Origin of the sequence: Pseudomonas sp. CFII64 (assembly GCF_000416235.1) — a bacterium.
Lineage (GTDB): Bacteria > Pseudomonadota > Gammaproteobacteria > Pseudomonadales > Pseudomonadaceae > Aquipseudomonas.
On the sequence record NZ_ATLO01000051.1, the window covers coordinates 81,194 to 106,442 of the forward strand.

Consider the following 25,249-nt stretch of genomic DNA (forward strand, 5'->3'; position numbering starts at 1 on the left):
ACTAAGCCGTTCGTCTGGCCTGGATAACCCTGCTTGTCATATGGGCATACGTCAACTTTACTGAGGGCGAGCCGCCAGTCCATACGACTGCGTGCTCTTTTTTTGCAGCCACCCAAATAAGACAGACAAGAGGGATGCAATGAGCAATCACCCGAAGATCACCAAGCCCGACAGCCATGTGGATGCGTGGGCCATTTTTTTCATCATCATGCTGGTCGTGGGGGCCGCCGTATTCTGGGTCAGTCACCAGTAGCTCAATCCTTATACTTTTAAATGTAACGGTACAGAGAATCGGGTCAGCAGCCGATACGTATTCATAGCCATTTAGCGGCGGGAATATGTCTGGCTACAGCAAGGGCTCGTTTATTGGTCTGAAGCGGCTTGTCCGCAGCGTGCTGTTCACAGCGGGTTGCTTATGGGCAAGTCAGTCTATGGCTGTCTCCGTGGTTTTTCTCAACCCCGGCCCTGCCTCGGATGTCTATTGGCAGGCCTACGCCAGATTCATGCAGGCGGCGGCGGAAAAATTCGAGATGTCCCTTGAGGTGATTTACACCGACCGGGACACTCGCAAGCTGCTGACATTCGCCCGCGAGGCGCTGCAGGGCACTCATCGCCCAGATTATCTGGTGTTCTCCAATGAATTGAACGTCGCGCCGGAAATTCTGCGACTGTCCACGGGCAGCGGCGTGAAACTGTTCGCGGTCAACAATACCCTGACGCCCAACCAGATCGCCATTCTCGGTGATCTGACGCAAAGCTATCCGGACTTTATCGGCAGTCTGGTCGGCAACGATGAAGAGGCGGGTTACCTCACCGCGAGTCAGTTATTCCACCTGGGTTCAGCGACTGCAAAAGGCCAGCCGATGGACCTGTTGGCGTTTGCCGGCACCAATAACACGCCCGTGTCGCTCAAGCGCGAGCAAGGGATGTATCGCGCTCTGGCGGAACACCCGGAGGTTCATCTGCGCCAGATAGTCCTGGGTGGCTGGCGCAAGGATCGTGCATTGGAGCAGGCAAGGATTTTGCTCAGGCGCTATCCCGATACACGGCTGGTCTGGACGGCCAACGACCAGATGGCGTTTGGCGTGATGGCCGCTGTGGCCGAGACCGGCAGACAGCCAGGCAAGGACGTCCTGTTCAGTTCTATCAATTGGGCACCGGCTTCGCTGGACGCGGTTCTCGACGGACGTCTTAACGTGACTGCAGGCGGCCATTTCATGCTGGGCGGCCTGGCCATGGTGTTACTGCACGACTACGAAGCGACCGACCCGGCAGCTCGGAAAAACATGGGCGCGCGCGAAGCGCAGTTGATGCGGCTGTTGGTGGTCGGTGACATACCGAGAATTCGTAGCGCCAGTCAACGCGACGACTTCGGCATTGATGTCCGAAACCTCAGCCTTGTCGGCAAGCCCGCTGGCACCGAGTATGAATTCATCCGAAAACCCTGATGCACGCCGGACTTAGCCCACGGCAAAGTGCATGACCAGCTGCACCACGCCGAATAACATCGCAGCGAAAATAATCGTGAACAGCAGGCCCAGCACAACAAAGTGCACCGGCTTACCGTGGGTGAAATCTCGTTCGCGATTTTTGCCACTCTGGACACCGAAAGCTGCTGCCATGACGCTGTGCAGCATTTGCCAGAAGCTCGGCGCCTTGCCATTTGGCGAGTCGTTGAGTGGATCGTCCATACCGCCTCGCAGTTTTTTTGTTGAAGAGGTCGCACAAAGCTTAGGCGAAAAAAAGGAGCGCATCCTCGCGCCCCTTCAGTTAATGCATGACAACCTGCTGCAGCGTTACTCGTCGTAGCCCAGGTTTGGTGCCAGCCAGCGTTCGGTGACGCTCAACTCCTGGCCTTTACGGGCGGTGTAGCTTTCGACCTGATCCTTGTCGACCTTGCCCACGGCAAAATACTGCGCTTGCGGGTGGGCGAAGTACCAGCCGCTGACCGCTGCTGCCGGGAACATCGCGTAGTGCTCGGTAAGGAACACGCCGCTTTTGCCAGGCTGGCCCTCGGGCATTGGATCCAGCAGTTGGAACAGCGTGCCTTTTTCCGTGTGGTCCGGGCAGGCTGGATAACCCGGGGCAGGGCGGATGCCAACGTATTGTTCCTTGATCAACTCGTCATTGCCCAGCTGCTCGTCCCTGGCGTAACCCCAGTATTCCTTTCGGACCTGTTGGTGCAGCCATTCAGCGCACGCTTCGGCGAGACGGTCGGCCAGGGCCTTGACCATGATCGCGTTGTAATCGTCGCCCTTGTCCTGATAAGCCTTGGAGACCTCTTCAGCGCCGATGCCGGCGGTGGTGATGAAACCACCGACATAATCCGTCACACCGCTGCTCTTGGGCGCCACGAAGTCGGCCAGGGAGAAGTTCGGCTTGCCGTCGGTCTTGATGATCTGCTGACGCAAGTGGTGCAGTTTGGCAATTGCCTTGCCGTCGTCGCCATAAACTTCCAGGTCATCTTCATCCACCTGATTCGCCGGCCAGAAGCCGAACACCGCACGGGCGCTGATCAGTTTCTCGTCGATCAACTTGCGCAGCAGTTCCTGAGCGTCGGCGAACAGCGACGTTGCCGCTTCGCCCACCACTTCGTCGGTGAGGATGCGCGGGTATTTACCCGCCAGGTCCCAGGAGATGAAGAACGGCGTCCAGTCGATGTATTCGGCCAGGACGTCGAGGTCGATGTTTTCCAGCACTTTGGCACCGGTAAACGTCGGCTTTACCGGGCTATAGGTTTCCCAGTCGAACTGTGGCTTCTTGGCGACCGCGGCGCCGTAGCTCAGGCGCTCGGTACGGGCACTGCGCGCCGAGGTGCGTTCGCGGACTTCAATGTATTCCAGGCGGGTCTTCTCGATGAACGCCGGTTTGAGTTCCCTGGACAGCAACTGCGTCGCCACACCCACCGCGCGGGAAGCGTCAGTGACGTAGATGACCGCGTCATTGCTGTATTTCGGTTCGATCTTCACCGCCGTGTGCGCCTTGGACGTCGTGGCGCCGCCAATCATCAGCGGCAGGTGGAAGTCCTGACGCTGCATTTCCCGGGCGACATGGACCATTTCGTCCAGCGAAGGCGTGATCAAGCCGGAAAGACCGATGATGTCGCACTTCTGTTCTTTGGCGACCTGCAGGATCTTTTCCGCCGGGACCATGACGCCCAGATCGACGACGTCGTAACCATTACAGCCAAGTACCACGCCGACGATATTCTTGCCGATATCGTGAACGTCGCCCTTGACCGTTGCCATGAGGATCTTGCCCTTGGCTTCCGGCTTGTCGCCTTTTTCCAGTTCAATGAACGGAATCAAGTGGGCCACAGCCTGTTTCATCACCCGGGCGGACTTCACCACCTGGGGCAGGAACATTTTTCCCGAGCCGAACAGATCGCCGACGATATTCATGCCGGACATCAGCGGGCCTTCGATCACCTCGATAGGGCGCGCGAACGACTGGCGGGATTCTTCGGTGTCTTCAACGATGTGCGTGGTAATGCCTTTGACCAGCGCGTGTTCCAGGCGCTTGTTGACAGGCCAGCCACGCCACTCTTCGGTTTCAGCTTCCTTGACGCTGCCGTCGCCCTTGAACTTGTCGGCAATCGCCAGCAGCGCATCGGTGCCTTCCGGGTTGCGGTTGAGCACCACATCTTCAACGCAATTGCGCAGTTCGGCCGGGATCTGGTCGTAGATTTCCAGCTGGCCGGCGTTGACGATGCCCATGGTCAGGCCGTTGCGAATCGCGTGCAGCAGGAACACCGAGTGAATCGCCTCGCGCACCGGGTTGTTGCCCCGGAACGAGAACGACACGTTGGACACGCCGCCCGAGGTCAGTGCGTGGGGCAGGTTGTCGCGGATATACGCACAGGCATTGATGAAGTCGACGGCGTAGTTGTTGTGCTCCTCGATCCCGGTAGCGATGGCGAAGATGTTCGGGTCGAAGATGATGTCTTCCGGCGGGAAACCCACTTCATTGACGAGGATGTCGTAAGAGCGCTTGCAGATTTCCTTCTTGCGCGTTTCGGTGTCGGCCTGGCCTTTCTCGTCAAACGCCATCACCACCACGGCCGCGCCATAGCGCTTGCACAGTTTGGCGTGATGAATAAACTGCTCGACGCCTTCCTTCATGCTGATGGAGTTGACGATGCCTTTGCCCTGAATGCACTTGAGGCCGGCTTCGATCACTTCCCATTTCGACGAGTCGATCATGATCGGCACGCGGGAGATATCCGGCTCGCCCGCGATCAGGTTGAGGAAGGTCACCATGGCCTTCTTCGAATCCAGCATGCCTTCGTCCATGTTGATGTCGATCACCTGGGCACCGGCTTCCACCTGTTGCAGGGCGACTTCCAGGGCTTCGGTGTAGTTGTCTTCGCGGATCAGGCGGGCAAAACGGGCGGAGCCAGTGATGTTGGTACGCTCGCCGACGTTGATGAACAGCGATTGGCGATCGATGGTAAACGGCTCAAGGCCCGACAGGCGGCAAGCTTTGGGAATGTCCGGGATGACCCGTGGCGCATATTTGCTGACGGCTTCGGCGATGGCCTTGATGTGGCCCGGCGTCGTACCACAGCAACCGCCGACGATATTGAGAAAACCGCTCTGGGCGAATTCTTCGATCACCAGCGCGGTTTGTGCCGGAGTTTCGTCGTATTCGCCGAACTCGTTGGGCAGGCCGGCATTGGGGTGCGCCGAAATCCGCGTGCTGGCCTTGTTGGACAGCTCTTGCAGATAAGGTCGCAGCTCACTGGCGCCCAAGGCGCAGTTCAAGCCTACGGAAATCGGTTTGGCGTGGCTGACCGAGTTCCAGAAGGCTTCAGTGGTCTGCCCGGAAAGCGTGCGGCCCGAGGCGTCGGTGATGGTGCCGGAAATCATGATCGGCAATTCGAAGCCGAGTTCTTCGAACACGCCCTGTACGGCGAAGATCGCCGCCTTGGCATTGAGCGTGTCGAAGATGGTCTCGATCAGGATCAGGTCAGCGCCGCCCTCGATCAGGCCTTTGGTGGCTTCGGTGTAGTTTTCCACCAGTTCGTCGAAGGTGACGTTGCGATAGCCAGGATTGTTCACATCCGGTGACAGCGAGCAGGTGCGGCTGGTGGGGCCGAGCACGCCCGCGACAAAGCGCGGCTTGTCCGGGGTTTCCAGCGTTTTCGCATCGGCTACTTTACGAGCCAGGCGCGCACCTTCGACGTTCAGCTCATACACCAGCTCTTCCATGCCGTAATCAGCCTGGGAAACCTGGGTGGCGTTAAAGGTGTTGGTCTCCAGAATGTCCGCGCCGGCATCCAGGTAGGCTTTTTCGATGGCACCGATGACATCAGGACGAGTCAGGATCAGCAGGTCGTTATTACCTTTGACATCGCTTGGCCAGTCGGCGAAACGTTTGCCTCGGTAATCCTGCTCTTCAAGGCGGTAGCTCTGGATCATGGTGCCCATGCCGCCGTCGAGGACCAGAATCCTCTGTTGAAGAGCTTGCTGGAGAGCGTGATGGCGAGCGGTGCGGTCAGACATAGGGCTACCTGAAAAAGGTCGATACAGAAAGGCCGAGATGATATCAAACCCGAACACTTTTAGTGTTGATTACCCTTTTGCATGAATATCGCTCATGTTGCCGGGTCTTCGGCAGCAGCGGGGCGGGCATATGGCTGTCAGCATTTCAAGGCCGTCAAATGCTGTCTGAAATCATCGCAAGCCTTATAAGACATGGCTTGCGGCCATCTTTTGAATTGCCGCCTTTAGTCAGTTTCTCCGATCTTTTCCTCAAAAACGTGGTCCGACTTCACGAGTGTTCGGGGCGCGCTTCTGGTTTGACTCCCCGGGCTGCGATTCAAAAGTCAGGCGACAGAGGTTGTTTATAGATGTTGATTTCGGTTCAAGCCTTGCGGGCACTCGCCGCCTGGGCAGTGGTGTGTCATCACTTCATGCAAATTTTTTTCGACTTCCATGCGTCGGGGCCGATAGGTCAGTTTTTTGTTTCCAAGGGTGCCGTCGGCGTCGATATTTTTTTCGTCATCAGCGGCCTGGTGATTTTTCTTTCAACACAGAACACCGACATGCCTGCCGGTCGCTTCATGCTCAACCGCATTATCCGCATTGTTCCCGCCTATTGGTTTTACACCGCCGTCATGGGGCTGCTTCTGGTTTTTGCCGCGCCCTTGCTGCCGCATCAGGTGATCAGCTGGCAGAACTTCCTGCTGTCGCTGCTGTTCATTCCCTCTGAAAACCCTGGCGGATATGGTCTTTATCCCACGTTGAACGTCGGCTGGACGCTGAACTATGAAATGCTCTTTTACCTGCTTTTTTCGACGGTGTTCCTGTTTCAGCAGCGTCATCGCCCGTTGATCGTAGCCGCCGCGCTGTTCGCCGTCAGCGAAGTGCTGGCCCGATCCGGGCTGATCAGCCGCTTCTATGGCAATGACATCGTTTACGAGTTTTTGCTGGGGATCGGTATTGGGATCATTTATCGCAAGGGCTGGATCAAGGAGGGCGTCTGGTTGCCGTTGCTCGGCATCGCCACCGGTCTGGTCACCATCTATCATCTGACCCCAGCGGAGCGGCTGCTTAACTGGGGCTTGCCCAGTGCGTTGATTGTCTTGTCGTGCATTTCCCTGGAACCCTGTTTCCGAGGCAGTCGGCTGCTCAAGATCCTTGGCGATTGTTCGTACTCGGTGTATCTGTTGCACGTGTTGGTGCTGTATGCCGGCTGGCTGGCGGCCGAACATTTCGCGCTGAATCCGTATCTGGTATTCGCTGTGTGCGTGCCGATCATCGGGCTGGGCGCATGGGGCAGCTATGAATGGCTGGAAAAAGGCCTGTATCGCCGGATGAAGGGTTGGCTGGACAAGCGGCGCAGTGCTGACACCGCGCAGGTTCTTTCCTGATCGGTTTTTCCGACCGGCTCTTTTCCGACAAGAATACTAGGACTTTGTATGACGCAGCCGATTGGCGTAAACTGCCGGCACGTCTGCGAGGAATTTTCATGACCGCTATCATTATTACCGATGCTGCCCACGACTATCTGGCCGATCTGCTCGAAAAGCAGAACACCCCGGGCATCGGCATCCGCGTGTTTATTACCCAACCTGGCACCCAATACGCTGAAACCTGCATTGCTTATTGCAAGCCGGGCGAAGAAAAGCCTGAAGACAAGGCCATTGGCCTGAAGAACTTCACGGCCTGGATCGATAACTTCAGCGAAGCGTTTCTCGACGATGCCGTCGTTGATTACGCCACTGACCGCATGGGCGGCCAGCTGACCATCAAGGCGCCAAACGCCAAAGTCCCGATGGTCAATGCCGACAGCCCGATCAACGAGCGCATCAGCTATTACCTGCAAACCGAGATCAACCCCGGTCTTGCCAGCCACGGCGGCCAGGTGACACTGATCGATGTCGTCGAAGAAGAAGACAAGAATATCGCTGTCCTGCAATTCGGTGGCGGTTGCCAGGGTTGCGGTCAGGCCGATGTGACGCTCAAGGAAGGCATCGAGCGCACCTTGCTCGAACGCATTCCTGAGCTGAGCGGTGTGCGAGATGTCACTGACCACACTCAGAAAGAGAACGCTTACTACTGAGTGAGCGGTCTGCGCAGCAAAAAAAACCCCGACGTGTTCGGGGTTTTTTGTGTCTGAGGTACGCGGCTGATTTCCCTGTAGGAGCGAGGCTTGCCCGCGAAAACGTCTTCTTCAACGATGGAATTGTCGCCTGAGACTGCGCTTCGCGGGCAAGCCTCCAATATGAGGTTCGGAATCACGGCCTGAACAAATGCGCATGCCCGGCACGATACAGCGACGACTCGCCAAAGCTATCGTCTGCCAGAACGCGTCCCACCAGAATCAGCGCCGTACGCCGAAAGCCCTTCTCACGCACTTTGTCCTCGATGTCCGCCAATGTGCCCAGTGCCCAGTCCTGATCCGGCCAGCTGGCGCGATGCACCACGGCAATCGGGCAGTCGCTGCCATAATGAGGCAGCAGCTCGCCGACGATCTTGTGCAAGTTGTTGACCCCAAGGTGAATCGCCATGGTGGCGCGGTGTTGCGCCAGGCTGGCCAGTTCTTCGCCAGCTGGCATTGTGGTCTTGTCGGCGAAGCGAGTGAGAATCACGCTTTGTGAAATGTCCGGTAGTGTCAGTTCGGCGCCGAGCAGGGCGGCGCAAGCGGCGGTAGCGGTTACCCCCGGAATAATCTCGAACGGAATGTTCAACTCGCGCAAATGGCGGATTTGCTCGCCAATGGCGCCATACAGGCTTGGATCGCCTGAATGAACCCGAGCCACATCCTGGCCCTGTTCATGAGCGGATTTCATCAAGGCGATGATTTGTTCGAGGTGCAACTCGGCGCTATTGCTGACCTGAACCGCGTTATGGCCTTCCAGCACGGCAGTCGGCACCAGCGAGCCCGCATAGATGATGACCGGGCAACTACGGATCAGCCGCTGCCCCTTGACCGTGATCAACTCCGGATCGCCAGGGCCTGCGCCGATGAAAAAAACGGTCATGAAAACTCCAGATTTTTGAGTGGATGCGGTGTGAGAGGCGGGATTATCGGCTATCGAGCAGGGTACTGGCCAAAGCAAATGTTGCCTGCCGATTATTGGTTCGAGGGATAAGCAAGCGTGCGGGGCCTGAACGACTGGCCAGCGCCAACGCCGCGCTCTCCGCAACCCCATAACAGCCGGTGTGCTCAAAGGCGGTCAGCGAACGATGCGTCAATTGCGCTTCGTAGGAGCTGAGCTGTTGTGCGCTGAAAGCGGTCAGGGGCAAGCGCAGCCGCCGCGCCAACTCCAGCAAGCCGGGCTCATTGTTTTTCAGGTCGATGGAGGCGAGGGCGCAGAGGTCTTGCAGCTCCAGGCCATGAACCCGAAGGCTGGACTCGATCAACTCAAGCATCACGTCAGCAGGGCATCCGCGCTGGCAGCCGAGCCCGGCCACCAGCGTCGCCCGCATTTGCTCAGGCTTGATCAAGGTCAGCATTGTTACGGCGGAACAGCCAGGCGCTGATCACGCCCATGGCAATCCAGAACAGAGCATTGGTCAGCAGCGAAGCGATCTGGAACTGCGACTCCAACGCTTCAGGCGCCAGACTCTCATGCACCGGCGGTTGTGGCGCGCCGATGACATGGGGCACGACCAGAATCGCCACGCCCAGCACCTTGAGCAGCCAGTTCTTGCCGAACACAATCAAGGCAAGGGCGACAGCAGTGGACGCTGCGGTGCCGATCCACCAGATTTGCCGTTGGGTCAGGTCCGCTGCAGCAGTACCCGGCAGTTCCGGCGGCAGGCCAAGGGTCGGCGCGAGGGTGAACACCGCGAAGCCTGCCAATCCCCAGAGCACGCCTTGGGACGTCTTGCCGGGAGCGCGCAAGGTATAAAGACCGGCCAGCATCAGCGCGAAACCTACTGCAACAACCAGATTGCCACCGGTCGTGGACAGAATGCGCTGCCAGCCATCTTGCGGTGACCAGGCTTCGTCGTCATGCACATGACCGGCCGGGGCGTTTTCGGCGTGCTCGTGAACCTGTTCGGTCGGAGCGTTCTCGTAGGTTTCCGCTTGCAGAATCAGCGGCACGACCCAGAAACTTTGCAGCAGGGTCAGGAACAGGGCGGCGATCAGGCCTGTGAAGCCCGCCGTCTGAGCAATTCGCTTGAACATGGCGTCAGGTCTCAATGGCAAGGAAAGGCAGAGCTGTGACGGGTGTCATGCGCCGCGTTGTGCACGGCGTCGATGTGCGAGAAACCGGCGAAATACACCAGGCACGCGCCGAGAATGGCAGCGCTGATGGCGGCTGTCAGACGCTGAGTCTGGGTGGCAGTGGTCGTACTGGCGGAATGGCTGGTTGTACTGATCGACATGGCGCTTCCCTCTTGGATGTCGGCAAGGTGAGGGGAACGCATGAGAGCTCCGCTGACAGGCGTCAGAAGAGATCAACAGCGCCCGCCCACCGCGGGTTTGTCAGAAGTTTCATGTCGGGCCGGTCTCCGGGCTTGCGAGGGGTCGATTGCTCAACCTGAAAAAGTCACCTTCCCATGCCGTTGCCGGCCACAGTGGATCTGACTCTTCACTCGCTTACCGTTGCGGGGGCAGCGCCGGACTTGCACAAGCCATGAGGCTTGAACGCACCGGTTTCCCGTTTCACCCTGTGAAGGGCACCCGAACAAGGCGTACAGGAGAGCATGGGCCGGCGCTGAACGTCAATCAGTTCGCGTCGGCGACCGGCTGGTGATTGACCTGCCGATGGTCACTGCGTAGCCTTGCGGATTCGAGGTTCTGTGCCCTGCACCCGCTGCCATGCAGCCGGACAGCGCACAGCTAAGATGGGAACGCGGTCAATGCCGCGGCTGCCCCCGCAACTGTAAGCGGTCAGGTTCATTGCACAGCCACTGCGCCAAGCGGGAAGGCGCCATGAATTGCAGGTGGCATGCCCACCCGTAACCGCAAGCCAGGAGACCTGCCTCGACCTGGGCATCATGCCCTGCAAATTCTCACTACAACCGGGCGGGGTGATCCGGTGGCGAATCCAGTCCTGTGCCTGATCACCGGGTTTTCGTCCTGTTTGCCCGCCGCTTTGCCAAAGGGCACCTGATGAAAACGCTGACCAAACTTCCCGTCACTATCGTTACCGGCTTTCTCGGCTCGGGCAAAACCACGCTGTTGCGCCACATGCTCGACAATGCCGAGGGGCGACGCATCGCGGTGATCGTCAATGAATTCGGCGAGCTGGGCATCGACGGCGAAATTCTCAAGCAATGCACCATCGGTTGCACCGAAGAAGAAGCCAATGGCCGGGTTTACGAGCTGGCTAATGGCTGCTTGTGCTGCACCGTTCAGGAAGAATTCTTCCCTGTCATGCGTGAACTGGTAGCGCGGCGTGGCGATCTGGATCACATCCTCATCGAAACGTCCGGTCTGGCGTTGCCCAAGCCTTTGGTGCAAGCCTTCCAATGGCCGGAAATCCGCAATGCTTGCACCGTGGATGCGGTTATTACCGTAGTCGATAGCCCGGCCGTGCTGGCGGGTACTTTTGCTGCGTTTCCTGATCAGGTCGACGCCCAGCGCAAGCTTGATCCGAACCTGGATCACGAGTCGCCGCTGCACGAGCTGTTTGCCGACCAACTGGCCAGCGCTGACCTCGTCATCCTCAACAAAGCCGACATGATCGATGCCGCAGGTCTGGCGGCGGTGCGTGCCGAAGTCTCCGAAGAGTTGCCGCCAGCGGTCAAGGTCATCGAAGCCAGCAGTGGTCGTTTGCCGATCAGCGTATTGCTCGGTCTGGGTGCCGAATCCGAGCTGCATATCGATGCGCGCAAGACCCACCACGATCACCATGAAGGCGACGACCATGACGATCACGATCATGATGCTTTCGACTCGATTTCCATCAAGCTGCCACAGGCCGACGAAAGCCTGCTGCTCGACGCGCTGACGCAACTGGTGGTTGAGCATGGCGTATTGCGCGTCAAGGGTTTCGCGGCCATTCCCGGCAAGCCAATGCGCCTGCTGATCCAAGGCGTGGGCACGCGCTTTGACAAGCACTTCGACCGCGCCTGGGTTGCTGACGAAGAACGCGCAACCCATCTGGTGCTGATCGGCCAGAAACTGGACGCGGCGGTACTTGAAGCGCAGTTGCGTGCTGCGGTTGCCGGCTGACCCATGCATTTACTGAGAACCCAGCCCGGTGGTTTCGTACCGGACGACAGCATCGCCGATTTGGGACAAACCCCCGCCGAGCTGGTGATTCTCTGTAGCGGCGACTCAAGCCTAGCCTTGCTCGCCGAAGCTGCGCAGCAATTGCCCGACGACTACCCAAGCGTGCGTTTGGCCAACCCGATGCAGGTGCAGAATCATGCTTCGGTTGACCTCTATGTCGACCAGGTGCTGCGCCACGCGAAAGTCATCCTGATTTCCTTGCATGGCGGGATTGGCTACTGGCGCTACGGCGTCGAGCGCCTGATGGAGCTGACCGGGCGAGGCGTGCAGGTCATCCTGGTGCCGGGCTGCGACAACGCCGACCCGGAATTGACCGCTTTGAGTACCGTCAGCGCCGAGGACTGTCAGCGGCTTTGGCAGTTCTTGCGTCAGGGCGGCATGCACAATGCGCTGCAACTGTATCGCTGTCTTGCGAGTGGTTGGCTGGGGCGGAATTATTCCTGGTCCGAACCCCAGCCTTTGCCGCGCACGGCGGTTTATCACCCCAACACTTCCCGCGCTGAACTCAGTGATTGGCAGGCCGACTGGCAGGCCGGTCAGCCGGTTGTGGCACTGCTGTTTTATCGCTCGCATCTGCAGGCAGCCAATACCGCCTTTATTGATGAGTTTTGTGTGCGTTTGCAGGCACAAGGTCTGAATCCTCTGCCGATTGCGGTGGCCAGCCTTAAAGAAGCGGGCTGCATGACGCTGGTGGAAGATTGGCTGGACGAGGTTGAGGCTGAGTTGATCCTCAATACCACCGGCTTCGCCCAGTCCAGCCCGGAAGCCCCGCATTTACGACCCTTCCGTCGCAACATCCCGGTCATTCAGGCTATCTGTGCCCAGGACAACGAACCGGGCTGGCGCGCCAGCGAACAAGGCCTCGGCGCCCGGGATCTGGCGATGCACATTGCCTTGCCGGAACTGGATGGGCGGATCATCAGTCGGCCGATCAGCTTCAAGGACCTGGCCTGGCACAGTGAGCGCAGCCAGTCGGACGTGGTTTGCTATCGCGCTCAGCCGGAACGCATGGACTTTGTCGCCGAACTGGCGCGGCGCTGGATCCTGCTGGCGCGTTTGCCCAATGCCGACAAGCGCGTGGCCCTGATTCTGGCCAATTACCCGACCCGCGACGGGCGCATTGGCAACGGCGTAGGCCTCGACACTCCAGCAGCGGCGCTGAATATTCTGCGTGCGATGCAGGCCGAAGGTTACCCGTTGGCGCCGTTGCCTGAAACAGGCACGGCGCTGATCCACCAGTTGCTCGGTGGCGTTACCAATGACCTGGACAGTCTGGATTTGCGGCCTTGTCAGCAAAGCATGGCGCTGGATGAATACCTTGCCGCCTTCAACGCAATGCCAGCGGCCAATCGAGAGGCGGTCAACGCCCGGTGGGGTGCGCCGGACGCAGACCCCATGTTCCGCGCCGGGCGCATGATGATCGCCGGGCTGCGCTTCGGTCTGACTTTCATTGGCATACAGCCAGCCCGGGGTTACCAGGTTGACCACAGCGCGGTCTATCACGATCCGGATTTGGTGCCGCCCCATGGCTATCTGGCGTTCTACTTCTGGTTGCGCAACGTCTATGGCGCCCATGCACTGATCCATGTGGGCAAGCACGGCAATCTGGAGTGGTTGCCGGGCAAAGGCGTCGGTTTGTCTGAGAGTTGCTGGCCGGATGTAGCGCTGGGCGCGATGCCGAATATCTATCCGTTCATCGTCAATGACCCGGGCGAGGGCGCTCAGGCCAAGCGACGCACCCAGGCGGTGATAATCGATCACCTGATGCCGCCGCTGACCCGCGCTGAAACTTACGGGCCGCTGCGTAACCTTGAATTGCTCGCCGACGAATACTACGAGGCCCAGCTCCTCGACCCGCGTCGCGCCCTGGAACTGCAACGTGACATCCTCAAGCTGGTACGCGAGACCCATATCGACCGTGAGTTGGCGCTTGAGTCGGTCAGTGACAGCGACACTGCAACCTGGCTGCCGCGTCTGGACACCTATTTATGCGACCTGAAGGAATCGCAGATTCGCGACGGGCTGCATATCTTCGGCGAGTCCCCAAGTGGGCGTCTGCGCATCGATACATTGCTGGCTCTACTTCGCATTCCCCGGGGTGATGGGCGAGGTGCGCAATCCAGTCTGTTGCGAGTCTTGAGCAAAGCCTTCGAACTGGGTTTTGATCCGCTGGACTGTGAATTGGCCCAGCCTTGGGGCGGACCTAAACCTCAGGTTTTACTTGAAGTCAGCACTGATCCCTGGCGCACAGCGGGAGATACGCGGGAACGACTTGAGCTCTATGCCGCTTGGCTGATCGAGCAGGTTATTGCAGATTCATATTTCGAAATATCGATTGATAACAACGATTTGAAGTTGATTGTTAAGAATCTTAGAGAGGTTGTGGCGCCGCGACTGGATGCTTGCGGATCCGGAGAAATTCAGGGCCTGCTGGACGCGTTAAGCGGGCGTTTTGTCCCCGCCGGCCCCAGCGGTGCGCCCAGTCGCGGTCGCCTTGATGTGCTGCCAACCGGGCGTAACTTCTTCTCCGTGGACGTGCGTAACCTGCCAACCACGACGGCCTGGCGTATCGGTTTCCAGTCGGCAAACTTGTTGCTGGAGAGACACTTGCAAGACAATGGTGATCATTTACGTCAACTTGGCCTCTCGGTCTGGGGCACGGCCACGATGCGCACCGGCGGGGATGATATCGCTCAGGCCATGGCGTTGATGGGCGTGCGTCCGGTCTGGGCAACGGGCAGTCAACGGGTTGATGATTTCGAGATTCTGCCGTTGAGTCTGCTGGATCGGCCGCGAGTGGATGTCACGCTGCGGGTGTCCGGGTTCTTCCGGGATGCGTTTTCTAACCTGATTCGTTTGTTCGACGCGGCGGTACAGGCGGTCGCAGACCTGAACGAACCCGATGACATGAATCCATTGGCCGCCAAGGTTCGCCAGGAGCGCCTTGATCTGCAAGGTTCCGGCCTGAGCCAAGAAGAAGCTGAACGACAGGCGGGCTGGCGAATCTTCGGCGCCAAGCCGGGCGCGTATGGCGCTGGGGTACAGGGCGCCATTGACGGACGTTTGTGGCAGAGCCGCGATGATCTGGCCGAGGTCTACCTGAATTGGGGTGGCTACGCCTATGGCGGTAAGGACGAGGGCACCCCGGCCCGAGAGCGTTTCGCTCAGCGCTTGTCGCAAGTCCAGGCGGTTCTGCAAAATCAGGACAATCGCGAGCACGACTTGCTCGATTCCAACGACTATTACCAGTTTCAGGGCGGGATGCTCGCGGCCGCCGAAAGCCTGAGCGGAGCCAAGACCGCCAGCTATCACGGCGATCACAGCCAGCCGGATTTGCCGAAGATTCGCACGCTCAAGGAAGAATTGAATCGAGTGATACGCTCCCGGGCAGCCAATCCGAAATGGATCGACGGAGTGAAACGCCACGGCTACAAGGGCGCATTCGAGATGGCCGCGACGGTGGACTTCCTCTTCGCGTTCGATGCCACCACCGAACTGATCGATGATCATCAATACGCGCTGCTGGCGGACGCCTATCTGCTTGATCCATCGACCCGTGATTTCATCCAGCAACACAACCCGGACGCCTTGCGCGATATGACCGAACGTATGCTTGAAGCCCAGCAGCGCGGCCTCTGGCAAGAGCCCGGCGATTATCGTGAGGCACTGGAAGCCCTGTTGCTGGACATAGAAGAGAACTGATGACGGTGCCTGAGACAACCATGAGCGAGATCCCTCATTTCCCACTGGCGGCGGTAGTCGGCGCCGATGCGCTGAAACTGGCGTTATGCCTGACCGCCATCGACCCAAGGATTGGTGGCGTGCTCATTGAAGGGCCGCGCGGTATGGCCAAGTCGACGTTGGCCCGAGGTCTGGCTGATCTGCTGGCCAGCGGCCAATTCGTCACCTTGCCGTTGGGCGCCACGGAAGAGCGCCTGGTGGGAACGCTGGACCTGGACGCGGCGCTGAGCGAGGGCCGGGCGCAGTTTTCCCCCGGCGTGCTGGCCAAAGCCAATGGTGGGGTTCTGTATGTCGATGAAGTCAACCTGCTGCCGGATCATCTGGTCGATTTGCTGCTGGACGTCGCCGCCAGCGGCATCAATCTGGTGGAGCGTGACGGTATTTCCCATCGCCATCCCGCACGCTTTGTCCTGATCGGCACGATGAACCCTGAGGAAGGTGAGCTACGTCCGCAACTGCTGGATCGCTTTGGTCTGAATGTCGCATTGAGCGGGCAAACCTTGCCGGTGGAGCGTGGGCAGATCATCCGTCGCCGACTGGATTTTGACAGTGATCCTCAGGGGTTCTGCGCGCAGTGGCAAACTCGGCAGGACGCGTTACGCCAGCGTTGCGAGCAGGCGCGCCAGTTGCTGGATAGCATCGCCCTGGACGATCAGACCTTGCAGACCATCACCGAGCGCTGCTTCGCTGCCGGCGTGGACGGGATGCGTGCCGATCTGGTGTGGTTGAGAGCGGCCCGCGCCCATGCGGCGTGGCGTGGCGTGGCCGTTATAGAAGAGCAGGATATCGACGCCGTTGCCGAGTTCGCCTTGCGTCATCGGCGGCGACAGGTTCCGCCGTCTGAGGCGCAAAGTCCGGCACCACAGAACCCGCAGCCCAAGCCTCAAGACTCGTCGGAAAAGCAGTCGGAGCAAGGGCAAGGCAGTTGGGGTGAGCTTGCATCGCAGCCAATGCCGGTGGGCGCTCGGCGCACAGTGCCGAGCTGGCCAAAAAAGCCTTAGGCATCCGCTCCCGGGCAACGTTGGGGGCGGATGCCAAGCCTCGCCCCGGAACGCTGAGCGGCGGCAAATGCGGTGCGCTGCGCAGCACTGGCGACGGTCACATTGCCTGGATTCCAACGTTGTTGCGTGGGCGGCCCCGGGTGCACAGCGATCTGGTGCGTCAGCCGCGCAGCAGTCACCCCGCTGAAATGTGGCTGATCATCGTCGATGCGTCGGCTTCTACCCGACGTCATCAGGCATTGAGCCTGGCCAAAGGTGTGCTCACTCAAGTATTCGATGACGCCTATCGTCGCCGGGTGCGACTGGCGCTGCTGACGGCCACTGGCGGTTCGCCCCGCTGGCAACAGCAGGGCCTGAAGGCATCGAAAGCGCTGCAACCCTGGCTGGATGGCCTCGGTGCCGGCGGTGGAACGCCATTGTTCGCCGCGTTTGACCAGGCTGCCCAGTGGCTGGCCTTGCGGCAGAAGCGGTATCCAGCCGAGCAGCATAGATTGCTGGTGCTGACTGACGGTCGGGTGAAGGATCAAGCGCCGCTGGGAACATTCAGTTGCCCAGGATTATTGATCGATATCGAGTGCGGACCTATTCGGCTGGGTCGTGCCGAGCAACTGGCTGCCCGGCTCGGGATCGAGTATCGGCATATCGAAAGCCTGGCTGATGCCGACCTTTGATTCAGCTTTGATTCAAGCCGGCATGGTCCACGGCTCGAGGCGATAACCTTCATTGCTGATGGCGGCGCGCGCTTGTTCGAGCAGGCTTGCCAGTTGCGCAGGGTCGGAATAGGCGCTGCGTGGGATCTGGCTGTGACCAATGCGGGTGCTGGTCCGGTCGATGACACTCAGACTCAGTTCGCCGTTTCCATCTTGTGGCGCCCACGCCACACACTTGAAGGGCTCAAAGGCGTGTCCAGCGATCAGCAATGCATCGTTGAAGCGCAGTGGGGCGTTCATGATCAATTCCTCAAATGGCCGGTAGCAAGTTCGTCGCCGTCGGTGGGCTTACCGTTCGGCTGGTTACTTGTGTTGATGCCGATTAACAGGGGTTGAGTCACATCACGCGCCTATATTTTTTGAATTTTTTACAGGTGCCACGTATTTCGCTGCCTCCAGACAAGTCGTCAACGCCAACTAACGGGCAACTAAGCCTATTGGATAACCGTTGCATTAATGAAAATCCACGCGTTCAGTCGCCTAATTACATTTTGATCTTAGGCTTATAGTTAAACGGTACAAGTGCGTGTCAAATTTTTGCTAATGTAAGGATCGTGCACGCCAACTGTCTGTTTATACGAAACTTTCTTCTTTAATTTTGGAATCAGGGCGCCAGGGAATTCTTATGCATGAATCGGCACCACCGCGACGTCTATTAATTGTTGATCCATGCGATGACTGTCACCAGCTCATTCCGGTTCTGCGCGCTGCAGGCTGGGACGTCGACAGCAGCACTCTAGAGTCTGCCATCGGCCGCAGCTGTGATGTGGGCCTGATTCGCTTGATGCCTTATCACTTCGACCACCCCGAGTTGGTCAAGGAGCTTATTACACGCAGCCACACTGAGTGGATCGCTGTGCTTACACCCGATGATCTGCGCCGGGAAAAAATCGGAGACTTTGTCTGCGAATGGTTCTTCGACTTCCATACGCTGCCCTTTGATGTGGCCCGCATGCAGGTAACCTTGGGCCGTGCATTCGGTATGGCGCGGTTGCGGTCTCAGGGCAGTACTTATGTGTCGGGTCAGGAACACGAGATGCTCGGCGAAAGTCGGCCAATTCGTGAATTGCGCAGATTGTTGAGCAAACTGGCACCCACTGAATCGCCGGTGCTGATTCGTGGTGAAAGTGGAACCGGCAAAGAGCTGATCGCGCGCACGCTGCACATGCAGTCGCATCGCCGGCATAAACCTTTCGTTGCGATCAATTGCGGCGCCATTCCGGAGCATTTGATGCATGCGGAGTTGTTTGGCTACGAACAGGGGGCATTCGAAGGGGCTACCGAGCGCAAGATTGGTCAGATTGAAGCGGCTGATGGCGGAACGTTGTTTCTCGATGACATCGGCGATTTGCCCATGGACCTGCAGGCCAATTTGCTGAGGTTCCTGCAGGAGAGGCATATCGAGCGTATCGGTGGTGGTGAACCGATCCCGGTTGATATCCGGGTGCTGGCGGCAACGCATGTCGACCTTGAAGCGGCCATTCGCAAAAAGCGTTTTCGCGAAGATCTGTACTACCGGCTTAATGTCTTGCAGGTCGGAACGGCGCCGTTGCGCGAGCGGCATGGCGACCTCGCGTTGTTGGCCAACCATTTCGCCCATTTCTACAGCCAGGAAACCGGCCGTCGGGCGCGCAACTTCAGTCAGGACGCATTGATTGCCATGGGCAAGCATGACTGGCCAGGCAATGTGCGGGAACTGGCAAATCGGGTGCGGCGCGGCCTGGTCCTGGCCGAAGGTCGGCAGATCGAAGCCTCTGATCTGGGCTTGATGGGTGAAGACGAAGCAGTGACCAGCATGGGCACCCTGGATGACTACAAATCCCGGGCTGAGCGTCAGGCGCTGTGTGACGTGCTGACCCGCCACAGCGACAACCTCAGCGTTGCGGCCAAGGTTCTGGGCGTATCGCGTCCAACGTTTTACCGATTGCTGCACAAACACCAGATTCGATGATGCGTTGGGGTATTTACGCCGGGCAATCAGTCGCCAGCGAGCAGTCCCCGAACAGCTGCGAAAGCCTGTATCCGCCGATTGACCCAATCTCCGCTAATCACTTCGTAAGGCTGCTCATGCGCTTGCAGCCATTGCTGGCTGAGTGAAAAGAACGCCTGGCGTGACGCAAGCTCTGGCTGACAGCGTTGGCCGTCGCTGATCCAGTCGACTCCTTCGGGTGCCAGCAACAGATGAAGGTCGTAACGGCGTTGCAGTAATTGCTGCTCTATCCAGGCCGGACAATCCCCGAACAACGCGTGACTCCAAAGCATATTGCTCAGCAGGTGCGTGTCGAGAATGACCAGCGCGCAGGCGGTAGCGCGGGCGGCATCTTCTCGGTCCAGTTGTCCTTGAGCGATAGCCGGGATATCTGCGTAAACCGTGTCGCGCTGCTGTTCTTCAATAAAGTCACGGACGTACTCGTCCACCACAACACCGCCAAAGTGGCGCTGTATTTCGGCGGCCAGCCAGCTTTTGCCACTGGATTCGGGGCCGGCAAGCACCAGAACCTTCATTGAGCAAGCGCCGGAGTGCGATGCCATTCGCGCCAACCCTGGATCGCCAGGAGCAGGAACATCCCGTAGAGCGCAGCGGTCACGTACAGCTCCTTGTAGACGAACAGACCGACAAAAATGACATCGATGACAATCCACAATGGCCAGCATTGCACGCGCTTTTGTGCCATCCAGACCTGAGCCACCAGGCTAAAACCCGTCAGCGCCGCATCCAGCCAGGGTTGTGCCGCATCGGTGAAGTTTGCCATGAGCGCGCCCAATACCAGGCTCACGACCACCCCCAAACCCAGGCCGATGAAAACGCTGCCCGATGGCAGCCAGGTTATCGCTCGTATCTGGAGTGTAGGGCCACGGCGGGTCCATTGCAGCCAGCCGTAGACTTGCAGCGCGGCATAGATCACTTGCAGCAGCACGTTGGAATACAGCTTGATGTCATAAAAAATCCAGCTGTAGATCAATACCATCACCAGACCGATAGGCCAGCACCATGCATTCTGTTTGACTGTCAGCCAGACAGCGATTACGCCCAAGGCTGCGGCGAACAGTTCAAGAGGGGACATTGGTACTCCTTGGCGATGAAGAAAAACGCGGGGGATTGTAAGCGGATATCGAACGATCAGGCAGACTTTGCTGCGCGGGACACAGGTCGCAAGCCAGGAATGCGGCATCGATAGACTCCGCCACACATTGAGCCGCAAAACGTCAACGCCTGTGCGCCAGGTTTCAATGCAAGCGCAGCGGCCATAAGGTCTGCTAGCATCGCCACGCCTCGCACCGGAAGCAACGCCAAGTTCCGGTTTTTACGGGGTTTTCACATTGAACCGGGCATATTCGCGACCGGATTGAATTCGACAATTTTTAGAGGCCTGCTTCGAGCATTGCTTCACTGGGGGAATGATGGATCTTTGGACCGCCGCGCAGGCATTGATTCTCGGGGTAGTGGAGGGTTTGACAGAGTTTCTGCCCATTTCCAGCACTGGACATCAGATCATTGTCGCTGACTTGATCGACTTCGGTGGTGAGCGGGCCATGGCGTTCAACATCATCATTCAGCTCGGCGCAATTCTGGCGGTGGTCTGGGAGTTCCGGCGCAAGATTCTTGATGTGATCATCGGTTTGCCCAAGCAACGCGAGGCGCAGCGTTTCACCCTCAATCTGTTCATCGCATTCCTGCCTGCGGTGGTGCTGGGGGTGATTTTCGCGGATCTGATTCATGAATATCTGTTTAACCCCATCACTGTTGCCACGGCGCTGGTAATAGGCGGCGTGATCATGCTGTGGGCTGAACGCCGGGAGCATGTCATCCGCGCCTACAGCGTGGACGAAATGACCTGGGTCGACGCCCTGAAAGTCGGGATGGCCCAGTGTCTGGCGATGATTCCAGGGACTTCGCGCTCAGGGTCGACGATCATCGGTGGCCTGTTGTTCGGCTTGTCGCGCAAGACCGCCACCGAGTTTTCGTTCTTCCTGGCGATGCCGACGATGGTCGGCGCTGCGGTGTATTCGGCATACAAGTACCGCGACCTGTTCCGCCCGGATGACTTCCCGGTGTTCGCCATCGGATTCATCACCTCGTTTGTCTTCGCCATGATCGCTGTGCGCGGTTTGCTGAAATTCATCGCCAGTCACAGCTATGCCGTGTTTGCATGGTATCGAATCGCTTTCGGTCTGCTGATTCTGGCTACCTGGCAGTTCGGTTGGGTGGACTGGACTTCGGTCAAAGGCTGATAACCACAATGCAAGCGCCTAACCCGCCAGGAAACAGGAACAACGCCGAAGCCGCTCGGGCCAGGCGTTCCATGCAGTTCCCGAAACTCAAGCTGATTATTTTGATCCTGGTCTGCGCGGTACCGTTTTTCGGTGCCCTGTCGATGCTGCTGCAGGGATCGTGGCTACCTTCGGCTGTCTATCTGGGCATGAGCCTGCTGACGTTCGGCCTGTATTGGCGCGACAAGCGTCAAGCCCGGCTGGATGGCTGGCGCACGCCCGAGAAAGTCCTCCATGGCGCCGAGTTGCTGGGCGGTTGGCCGGGTGCACTGTTGGCGCAGCAGGTGTTCCGGCACAAGACGCGCAAGATCAGTTACCAACTGGTGTTCTGGCTGATCATCCTCCTGCATCAAGTGGTGTGGATCGACCGGGTATTCCTGGGCGGTAATTTCCTGGCCAGGCACTTTTACTGATCAGCGATCAGAACTTCAGTGCGACTTGCAGACGCTTGGGCAGCCGGCTCACCACCAACTGGTGCGAACGCGTCAGCAAGTCCTGCAGTTCGGCGTCGCTGAGGGAGTAGGGCACCGCCACGCTGATCCAGTAGGCCCGTGCCAGGTAGGGCGCCGGACGAATGCCTGGACGGTCGACGTAGCCCAGGAACAGTTCCGGCGCGACCTTGAATGACAGACCTTTGCCTGCAAGGTCCATGACTGCGAACATCTTGTTCTCGGCTATCGAGAACACTCGTGTCCCGCCCCATTTGTAATCTTCGCGAGCGCCTGGCAGCTGCAGGCAAAATTGCGCGACTTCTTCTATCTGCATAACGATCTCCGGCGCACGCGGGCTCAAGCGCAGCCTGTCTCTTGGGTGAAGGACTCAGTGACGTGATCGATCCAGGCCCGAACCGCAGGCAGCATGCCACGTCGCTGAGTGTAAGCGGCCTGGAGATTGCCGCCCGGGAGCGACCAGTCGGGCAGCAACCGGATCAACTGCCCGCTGGCCAACTCCTCGTGGCAATTCATCATCGGCAACATCGTTATCCCGAGTCCGCGTAATGCAGCGCTTTTGCGAATCGGAAAATCATCGACGACCAGACGTGGTTCCAGGGCAATTTCGACGCGTTGGCCGTCCAGGTGTTGCAACCGGAAGTGAACCCTGCGGTCCGCTTCGACAGCGCCCAGCACCGGCAGGCTGGCGAGATCCGCCGGGACGTGAATGGCGATGCCCTCCAGCAGCGCGGGGGAAGCGACCAGCGCGACATGAGCGACTGACAACTGGCGAACGATCAGGCTTGGGTCTTCATCACCGATATCGCGTACGCGCAACGCCACATCGATAGCTTCGTTGACCAGGTCGACGCGCCGATTGACCAGCAGCATTTCGAGCTGGACATGGGGGTGTCGCAACAGAAACTCATCGATCACCGAAGCCAGGTTCCAGTGAACCATGCCCACCGGGCAGGAAACCCGCAATCGCCCGCGTGGCTCCGCAGACAGGGATGCGACCGCTTCATCGGCCATTTCCGCCTCCAGCAGCATTGCCTGGCAATGGCTCAAATAGCGTTCGCCCACCGCAGTAAGCGCCAGTTTGCGGGTGGTGCGTTGTAGCAGACTGACATTCAGGCGGGTTTCCAGCTCGGCAATGCGCCGTGACAATCGCGACTTTGGAATACCTAATAGGCGCCCGGCGGCCGCAAAACCGCCAGCCTCGACCACTTTAACGAAGTAATAAAGATCATTGAGATCCTGCATGTGCGTTCCGATTGTTCTATAGATGGGACGAACTATCGCATTTATGCCGACTAATCAGCCATTGGTTTGCGCTGTAGGATTATCCCACTTGATCGCCAAGCGGCGATTCTCCACTTGGGAAGCACGTTATGAAACTTTTGCACATCGACTCCAGCATCCTCGGCGATCACTCCGCTTCGCGTCAGCTCAGCCGCGCCGTTGTTGAGGCCTTCCAGGCCGGTGAAGCCGACACCCAGGTCACTTATCGTGATCTGGCCAGTGATGCCCTGAACCATTTTTCCGCTTCGAGCCTCGCTGCCGCCGGCACGCCGCTGGAAGGCCGTGACGTCGCGCAGAAACAGGAAGTGGATGGCAACGAAGCCACGTTGCAGGAATTTATCGACGCTGACGTCGTAGTCATCGGCGCACCGATGTACAACTTCACCATTCCAAGCCAGCTCAAAGCCTGGATCGACCGCATCAGCGTCGCCGGCCGTACTTTCCGTTACAGCGAAGCCGGCCCGGAAGGCCTGTGCGGCGGCAAGCAGGTGATCATTGTTTCCACGGCAGGTGGCCTGCATCAGGGTCAGCCTAGCAGCGTCGGTCATGAAGACTACCTGCGTTTGCTGTTCGGTTTCATCGGCGTCACCGACCTCAAATTCGTGTTTGCCCATGGTCTGGCCTACGGCGACGAGCCGCGCGCGAATGCTATCAGCAGCGCCCGGAAGCTGATTGCTGAAGAGTTGTTCGCAGTCGCCTGATCGCTGAGCTGAAAAAAACCCCAACGATCACATCGGGCGTTGGGGTTTTTTGTTGCGCGATAACCGGGACGGTTGGAGACTCATGGTCGCGACTGGCACAAGGCTGTTGTGGGAGAGGACTTGTCCTCGATCGAGCCCGGATCCACCTCGTAATCATTCTCGCGAGCGAGCCTCCAACGGGTAGCTGCGAGGTTATTTGCGGCTTCAAGTTTATTTCCATTTCGTTGGCCCGGCTTATGCACTATTTCCCCTAAAGCGACTCTCATTCGTATATACGCCAACAGGCGTGGGTCGATGTAGAGCCAAGGTAGGGTGTTGTCATGGTGCGTCTATGTGCACTGCTGCTGATTTGTTTGTTCGACGGCTTGATTTCGGTGCAGATACAGGCGGCCGAAACCTGGAGCGTTGGCTTTCATCAGATCGATTTTCCCGATCCACTGGATTCACAACCGATGCACGCCATCGCCTTTTATCCGTCGACCGACGAGGAGCAGGTGAGCAAGGTCCAGGGCTACGCCATTGAAGCCGCCCAGGACGCACACATTGCAATGGGCCGCTTTCCACTTCTGGTGCTCTCTCACGGCAACACCGGCACACCGCTCGCGCTGCACGATCTGGCGACGTCGCTGGCTCGGCAAGGCTTTGTCGTCGTCGCGGTGATCCATCCGGGCGACAATTATCTCGACCACAGCCGCCTCGGCAGCCTGAGCAACCTTTATGGGCGACCCTTGCAGGTTTCGGAAGCGATCAGTGCGGCGCTGCTTGACCCCATGCTGGCGCCTTACCTGAGTGCCAATCAGGTCGGCGTCATTGGCTATTCGGCCGGCGGCGAAACGGCATTGATCCTCGCCGGCGCGCAACCGGACCTGCAGCGTCTGCGCAAATATTGCCTGGACCGCCCGCAGGATCGAGACGCCTGCAAGACTCAGGGTGAACTGCTGGCCGACCGGGATGATCTCAGCCCGCAGGCCGATCCCCGGGTTGGCGCACTGATGTTGATGGCACCGCTCAGTCTGATGTTTGGCCGTACCACACTGGGCGATGTTCATGTGCCGGTATTGATGTACAGCGGCGACGGCGACGAATTGCTGGCCATCGACATGAACGCCGATGCCCTGGCGCGCAAGTTGCCGCAAACCCCGGATTACAAGCTATTGGCCGGGGCAGGGCACTTTGTGTTCATGGCGCCTTGCACAGACGAACAGCGAGCGACCATGCCGATCGTCTGTACCGATCGGGAAGGCGTGGATCGGGAAGATATCCATCGCAACCTGAGCGCCGAAGCCGTGCGTTTTTTTGAAGAGGTGCTGGGCATGCCTGAGCTTGCTCACACCGGCATGCAGACCGCGCATCAGCAATGATATTCAGACAGCGATGATTTGATGTCGCGGCCA

The 25,249-nt window shown here is 58.7% G+C and carries 23 protein-coding genes and 2 riboswitches; of the genes, 12 read left to right on the top strand and 11 right to left on the bottom strand.

Translation table 11 applies throughout. The features are described 5' to 3' along the window. Positions 1–371: 371 nt before the first annotated feature. Positions 372–1,448: an ABC transporter substrate-binding protein gene (locus CFII64_RS25970; protein WP_371106472.1), complete on the top strand. Its 1,077-nt coding sequence runs from the start codon at positions 372–374 to the stop codon at positions 1,446–1,448. A 12-nt stretch (positions 1,449–1,460) separates the two neighbouring features. Here CFII64_RS25970 and CFII64_RS25975 read toward each other — a convergent pair whose 3' ends face one another. Next, positions 1,461–1,691, bottom strand: a complete 231-nt coding sequence (locus CFII64_RS25975; RefSeq protein WP_020293846.1) for a DUF2970 domain-containing protein — start codon at positions 1,689–1,691, stop codon at positions 1,461–1,463. A gap of 105 nt (positions 1,692–1,796) precedes the next feature. Continuing rightward, positions 1,797–5,504, bottom strand: a complete 3,708-nt coding sequence (metH, locus tag CFII64_RS25980) for a methionine synthase (RefSeq protein ID WP_020293847.1) — start codon at positions 5,502–5,504, stop codon at positions 1,797–1,799. A gap of 347 nt (positions 5,505–5,851) precedes the next feature. On the opposite strand from metH, the gene CFII64_RS25985 reads away from it, so the two are divergent. Next, complete coding sequence (locus CFII64_RS25985; RefSeq protein WP_020293848.1) at positions 5,852–6,874, top strand: acyltransferase; 1,023 nt, start codon at positions 5,852–5,854, stop codon at positions 6,872–6,874. A gap of 98 nt (positions 6,875–6,972) precedes the next feature. Next, complete coding sequence (gene nfuA / locus CFII64_RS25990; protein ID WP_020293849.1) at positions 6,973–7,566, top strand: Fe-S biogenesis protein NfuA; 594 nt, start codon at positions 6,973–6,975, stop codon at positions 7,564–7,566. 175 nt (positions 7,567–7,741) lie between these two features. On the opposite strand, the gene cobM is transcribed toward nfuA, so the two are convergent. Genes cobM through CFII64_RS26010 form a run of 4 tightly spaced genes read right to left on the bottom strand, consistent with a single transcriptional unit; the run spans position 7,742 to position 9,842 of the window. Next, entirely contained in the window at positions 7,742–8,488 is a 747-nt protein-coding gene (gene cobM / locus CFII64_RS25995; protein ID WP_020293850.1) for a precorrin-4 C(11)-methyltransferase, read from the bottom strand. A 43-nt stretch (positions 8,489–8,531) separates the two neighbouring features. Next, positions 8,532–8,963 (bottom strand): cobalamin biosynthesis protein, encoded by a 432-nt coding sequence (locus tag CFII64_RS26000; RefSeq protein ID WP_020293851.1) that lies wholly within the window; start codon positions 8,961–8,963, stop codon positions 8,532–8,534. Then, the gene (locus CFII64_RS26005) at positions 8,941–9,642 is read right to left on the bottom strand and encodes a CbtA family protein (RefSeq protein ID WP_020293852.1); all 702 of its coding nucleotides are present in this window, start codon (positions 9,640–9,642) and stop codon (positions 8,941–8,943) included. Before CFII64_RS26005 ends, CFII64_RS26000 begins: the two co-directional genes overlap by 23 nt. Before the next feature lie 11 nt (positions 9,643–9,653). Beyond that, positions 9,654–9,842 carry a CbtB-domain containing protein gene (locus CFII64_RS26010; protein WP_020293853.1) on the bottom strand — a complete coding sequence of 63 codons (189 nt, stop codon included), beginning with the start codon at positions 9,840–9,842 and terminating at the stop codon, positions 9,654–9,656. 99 nt (positions 9,843–9,941) lie between these two features. After that, a riboswitch (cobalamin riboswitch) is annotated at positions 9,942–10,159 on the bottom strand. Positions 10,160–10,235: 76 nt separating this feature from the next. After that, a riboswitch (cobalamin riboswitch) is annotated at positions 10,236–10,461 on the top strand. A 111-nt stretch (positions 10,462–10,572) separates the two neighbouring features. Between CFII64_RS26010 and cobW the strand changes: the two genes are divergently transcribed. From cobW to CFII64_RS26030, 4 genes are all read left to right on the top strand, one after another. Next, positions 10,573–11,637: a cobalamin biosynthesis protein CobW gene (cobW, locus tag CFII64_RS26015; RefSeq protein WP_020293854.1), complete on the top strand. Its 1,065-nt coding sequence runs from the start codon at positions 10,573–10,575 to the stop codon at positions 11,635–11,637. Positions 11,638–11,640: 3 nt separating this feature from the next. Then, positions 11,641–15,399 (top strand): cobaltochelatase subunit CobN, encoded by a 3,759-nt coding sequence (gene cobN, locus CFII64_RS26020; RefSeq protein WP_020293855.1) that lies wholly within the window; start codon positions 11,641–11,643, stop codon positions 15,397–15,399. A 20-nt stretch (positions 15,400–15,419) separates the two neighbouring features. Continuing rightward, entirely contained in the window at positions 15,420–16,439 is a 1,020-nt protein-coding gene (locus CFII64_RS26025; protein ID WP_044901728.1) for an ATP-binding protein, read from the top strand. A gap of 77 nt (positions 16,440–16,516) precedes the next feature. After that, positions 16,517–17,110, top strand: a complete 594-nt coding sequence (locus CFII64_RS26030; RefSeq protein WP_371106473.1) for a VWA domain-containing protein — start codon at positions 16,517–16,519, stop codon at positions 17,108–17,110. Positions 17,111–17,122: 12 nt separating this feature from the next. Here CFII64_RS26030 and CFII64_RS26035 read toward each other — a convergent pair whose 3' ends face one another. Continuing rightward, the gene (locus CFII64_RS26035; RefSeq protein WP_020293858.1) at positions 17,123–17,389 is read right to left on the bottom strand and encodes a hypothetical protein; all 267 of its coding nucleotides are present in this window, start codon (positions 17,387–17,389) and stop codon (positions 17,123–17,125) included. 385 nt (positions 17,390–17,774) lie between these two features. Between CFII64_RS26035 and CFII64_RS26040 the strand changes: the two genes are divergently transcribed. After that, positions 17,775–19,100 carry a sigma-54 dependent transcriptional regulator gene (locus tag CFII64_RS26040; protein ID WP_020293859.1) on the top strand — a complete coding sequence of 442 codons (1,326 nt, stop codon included), beginning with the start codon at positions 17,775–17,777 and terminating at the stop codon, positions 19,098–19,100. A gap of 26 nt (positions 19,101–19,126) precedes the next feature. Here CFII64_RS26040 and CFII64_RS26045 read toward each other — a convergent pair whose 3' ends face one another. Together CFII64_RS26045 and pnuC are read right to left on the bottom strand one after the other, a co-directional pair. Beyond that, positions 19,127–19,654: an AAA family ATPase gene (locus CFII64_RS26045; protein ID WP_020293860.1), complete on the bottom strand. Its 528-nt coding sequence runs from the start codon at positions 19,652–19,654 to the stop codon at positions 19,127–19,129. Continuing rightward, positions 19,651–20,214 (bottom strand): nicotinamide riboside transporter PnuC, encoded by a 564-nt coding sequence (gene pnuC, locus CFII64_RS26050; protein WP_020293861.1) that lies wholly within the window; start codon positions 20,212–20,214, stop codon positions 19,651–19,653. Before pnuC ends, CFII64_RS26045 begins: the two co-directional genes overlap by 4 nt. Positions 20,215–20,551: 337 nt before the next feature. On the opposite strand from pnuC, the gene CFII64_RS26055 reads away from it, so the two are divergent. Both CFII64_RS26055 and CFII64_RS26060 read left to right on the top strand, forming a co-directional pair. Further along, the gene (locus CFII64_RS26055; protein WP_020293862.1) at positions 20,552–21,382 is read left to right on the top strand and encodes an undecaprenyl-diphosphate phosphatase; all 831 of its coding nucleotides are present in this window, start codon (positions 20,552–20,554) and stop codon (positions 21,380–21,382) included. 71 nt (positions 21,383–21,453) lie between these two features. Next, entirely contained in the window at positions 21,454–21,834 is a 381-nt protein-coding gene (locus tag CFII64_RS26060; protein ID WP_020293863.1) for a DUF1294 domain-containing protein, read from the top strand. Positions 21,835–21,841: 7 nt separating this feature from the next. Here the strand turns inward: CFII64_RS26060 and CFII64_RS26065 are convergent, their stop codons facing one another. Then, entirely contained in the window at positions 21,842–22,186 is a 345-nt protein-coding gene (locus CFII64_RS26065) for an MmcQ/YjbR family DNA-binding protein (RefSeq protein ID WP_020293864.1), read from the bottom strand. 23 nt (positions 22,187–22,209) lie between these two features. After that, on the bottom strand, positions 22,210–23,115 hold the full coding sequence (locus CFII64_RS26070; RefSeq protein ID WP_020293865.1) for a LysR substrate-binding domain-containing protein: 906 nt from the start codon (positions 23,113–23,115) through the stop codon (positions 22,210–22,212). Positions 23,116–23,243: 128 nt separating this feature from the next. Between CFII64_RS26070 and CFII64_RS26075 the strand changes: the two genes are divergently transcribed. Both CFII64_RS26075 and CFII64_RS26080 read left to right on the top strand, forming a co-directional pair. Then, positions 23,244–23,855, top strand: coding sequence for an FMN-dependent NADH-azoreductase (locus CFII64_RS26075; RefSeq protein ID WP_020293866.1), 612 nt, complete (start codon positions 23,244–23,246; stop codon positions 23,853–23,855). 320 nt (positions 23,856–24,175) lie between these two features. Beyond that, positions 24,176–25,216, top strand: a complete 1,041-nt coding sequence (locus CFII64_RS26080) for a hypothetical protein (RefSeq protein ID WP_020293867.1) — start codon at positions 24,176–24,178, stop codon at positions 25,214–25,216. Positions 25,217–25,249: the final 33 nt, after the last annotated feature.

Bases quoted from the DNA above. Each gene is read 5' to 3' on its own strand.
- CFII64_RS25975 (WP_020293846.1), bottom strand. From the start codon at position 1,691: ATGGACGATCCACTCAACGACTCGCCAAATGGCAAGGCGCCGAGCTTC.
- metH (WP_020293847.1), bottom strand. From the start codon at position 5,504: ATGTCTGACCGCACCGCTCGCCATCACGCTCTCCAGCAAGCTCTTCAA.
- CFII64_RS25985 (WP_020293848.1), top strand. From the start codon at position 5,852: ATGTTGATTTCGGTTCAAGCCTTGCGGGCACTCGCCGCCTGGGCAGTG.
- nfuA (WP_020293849.1), top strand. From the start codon at position 6,973: ATGACCGCTATCATTATTACCGATGCTGCCCACGACTATCTGGCCGAT.
- cobM (WP_020293850.1), bottom strand. From the start codon at position 8,488: ATGACCGTTTTTTTCATCGGCGCAGGCCCTGGCGATCCGGAGTTGATC.
- CFII64_RS26000 (WP_020293851.1), bottom strand. From the start codon at position 8,963: ATGCTGACCTTGATCAAGCCTGAGCAAATGCGGGCGACGCTGGTGGCC.
- CFII64_RS26005 (WP_020293852.1), bottom strand. From the start codon at position 9,642: ATGTTCAAGCGAATTGCTCAGACGGCGGGCTTCACAGGCCTGATCGCC.
- CFII64_RS26010 (WP_020293853.1), bottom strand. From the start codon at position 9,842: ATGTCGATCAGTACAACCAGCCATTCCGCCAGTACGACCACTGCCACC.
- cobW (WP_020293854.1), top strand. From the start codon at position 10,573: ATGAAAACGCTGACCAAACTTCCCGTCACTATCGTTACCGGCTTTCTC.
- cobN (WP_020293855.1), top strand. From the start codon at position 11,641: ATGCATTTACTGAGAACCCAGCCCGGTGGTTTCGTACCGGACGACAGC.
- CFII64_RS26025 (WP_044901728.1), top strand. From the start codon at position 15,420: ATGAGCGAGATCCCTCATTTCCCACTGGCGGCGGTAGTCGGCGCCGAT.
- CFII64_RS26035 (WP_020293858.1), bottom strand. From the start codon at position 17,389: ATGAACGCCCCACTGCGCTTCAACGATGCATTGCTGATCGCTGGACAC.
- CFII64_RS26040 (WP_020293859.1), top strand. From the start codon at position 17,775: ATGCATGAATCGGCACCACCGCGACGTCTATTAATTGTTGATCCATGC.
- CFII64_RS26045 (WP_020293860.1), bottom strand. From the start codon at position 19,654: ATGAAGGTTCTGGTGCTTGCCGGCCCCGAATCCAGTGGCAAAAGCTGG.
- pnuC (WP_020293861.1), bottom strand. From the start codon at position 20,214: ATGTCCCCTCTTGAACTGTTCGCCGCAGCCTTGGGCGTAATCGCTGTC.
- CFII64_RS26055 (WP_020293862.1), top strand. From the start codon at position 20,552: ATGGATCTTTGGACCGCCGCGCAGGCATTGATTCTCGGGGTAGTGGAG.
- CFII64_RS26060 (WP_020293863.1), top strand. From the start codon at position 21,454: ATGCAGTTCCCGAAACTCAAGCTGATTATTTTGATCCTGGTCTGCGCG.
- CFII64_RS26065 (WP_020293864.1), bottom strand. From the start codon at position 22,186: ATGCAGATAGAAGAAGTCGCGCAATTTTGCCTGCAGCTGCCAGGCGCT.
- CFII64_RS26070 (WP_020293865.1), bottom strand. From the start codon at position 23,115: ATGCAGGATCTCAATGATCTTTATTACTTCGTTAAAGTGGTCGAGGCT.
- CFII64_RS26075 (WP_020293866.1), top strand. From the start codon at position 23,244: ATGAAACTTTTGCACATCGACTCCAGCATCCTCGGCGATCACTCCGCT.
- CFII64_RS26080 (WP_020293867.1), top strand. From the start codon at position 24,176: ATGGTGCGTCTATGTGCACTGCTGCTGATTTGTTTGTTCGACGGCTTG.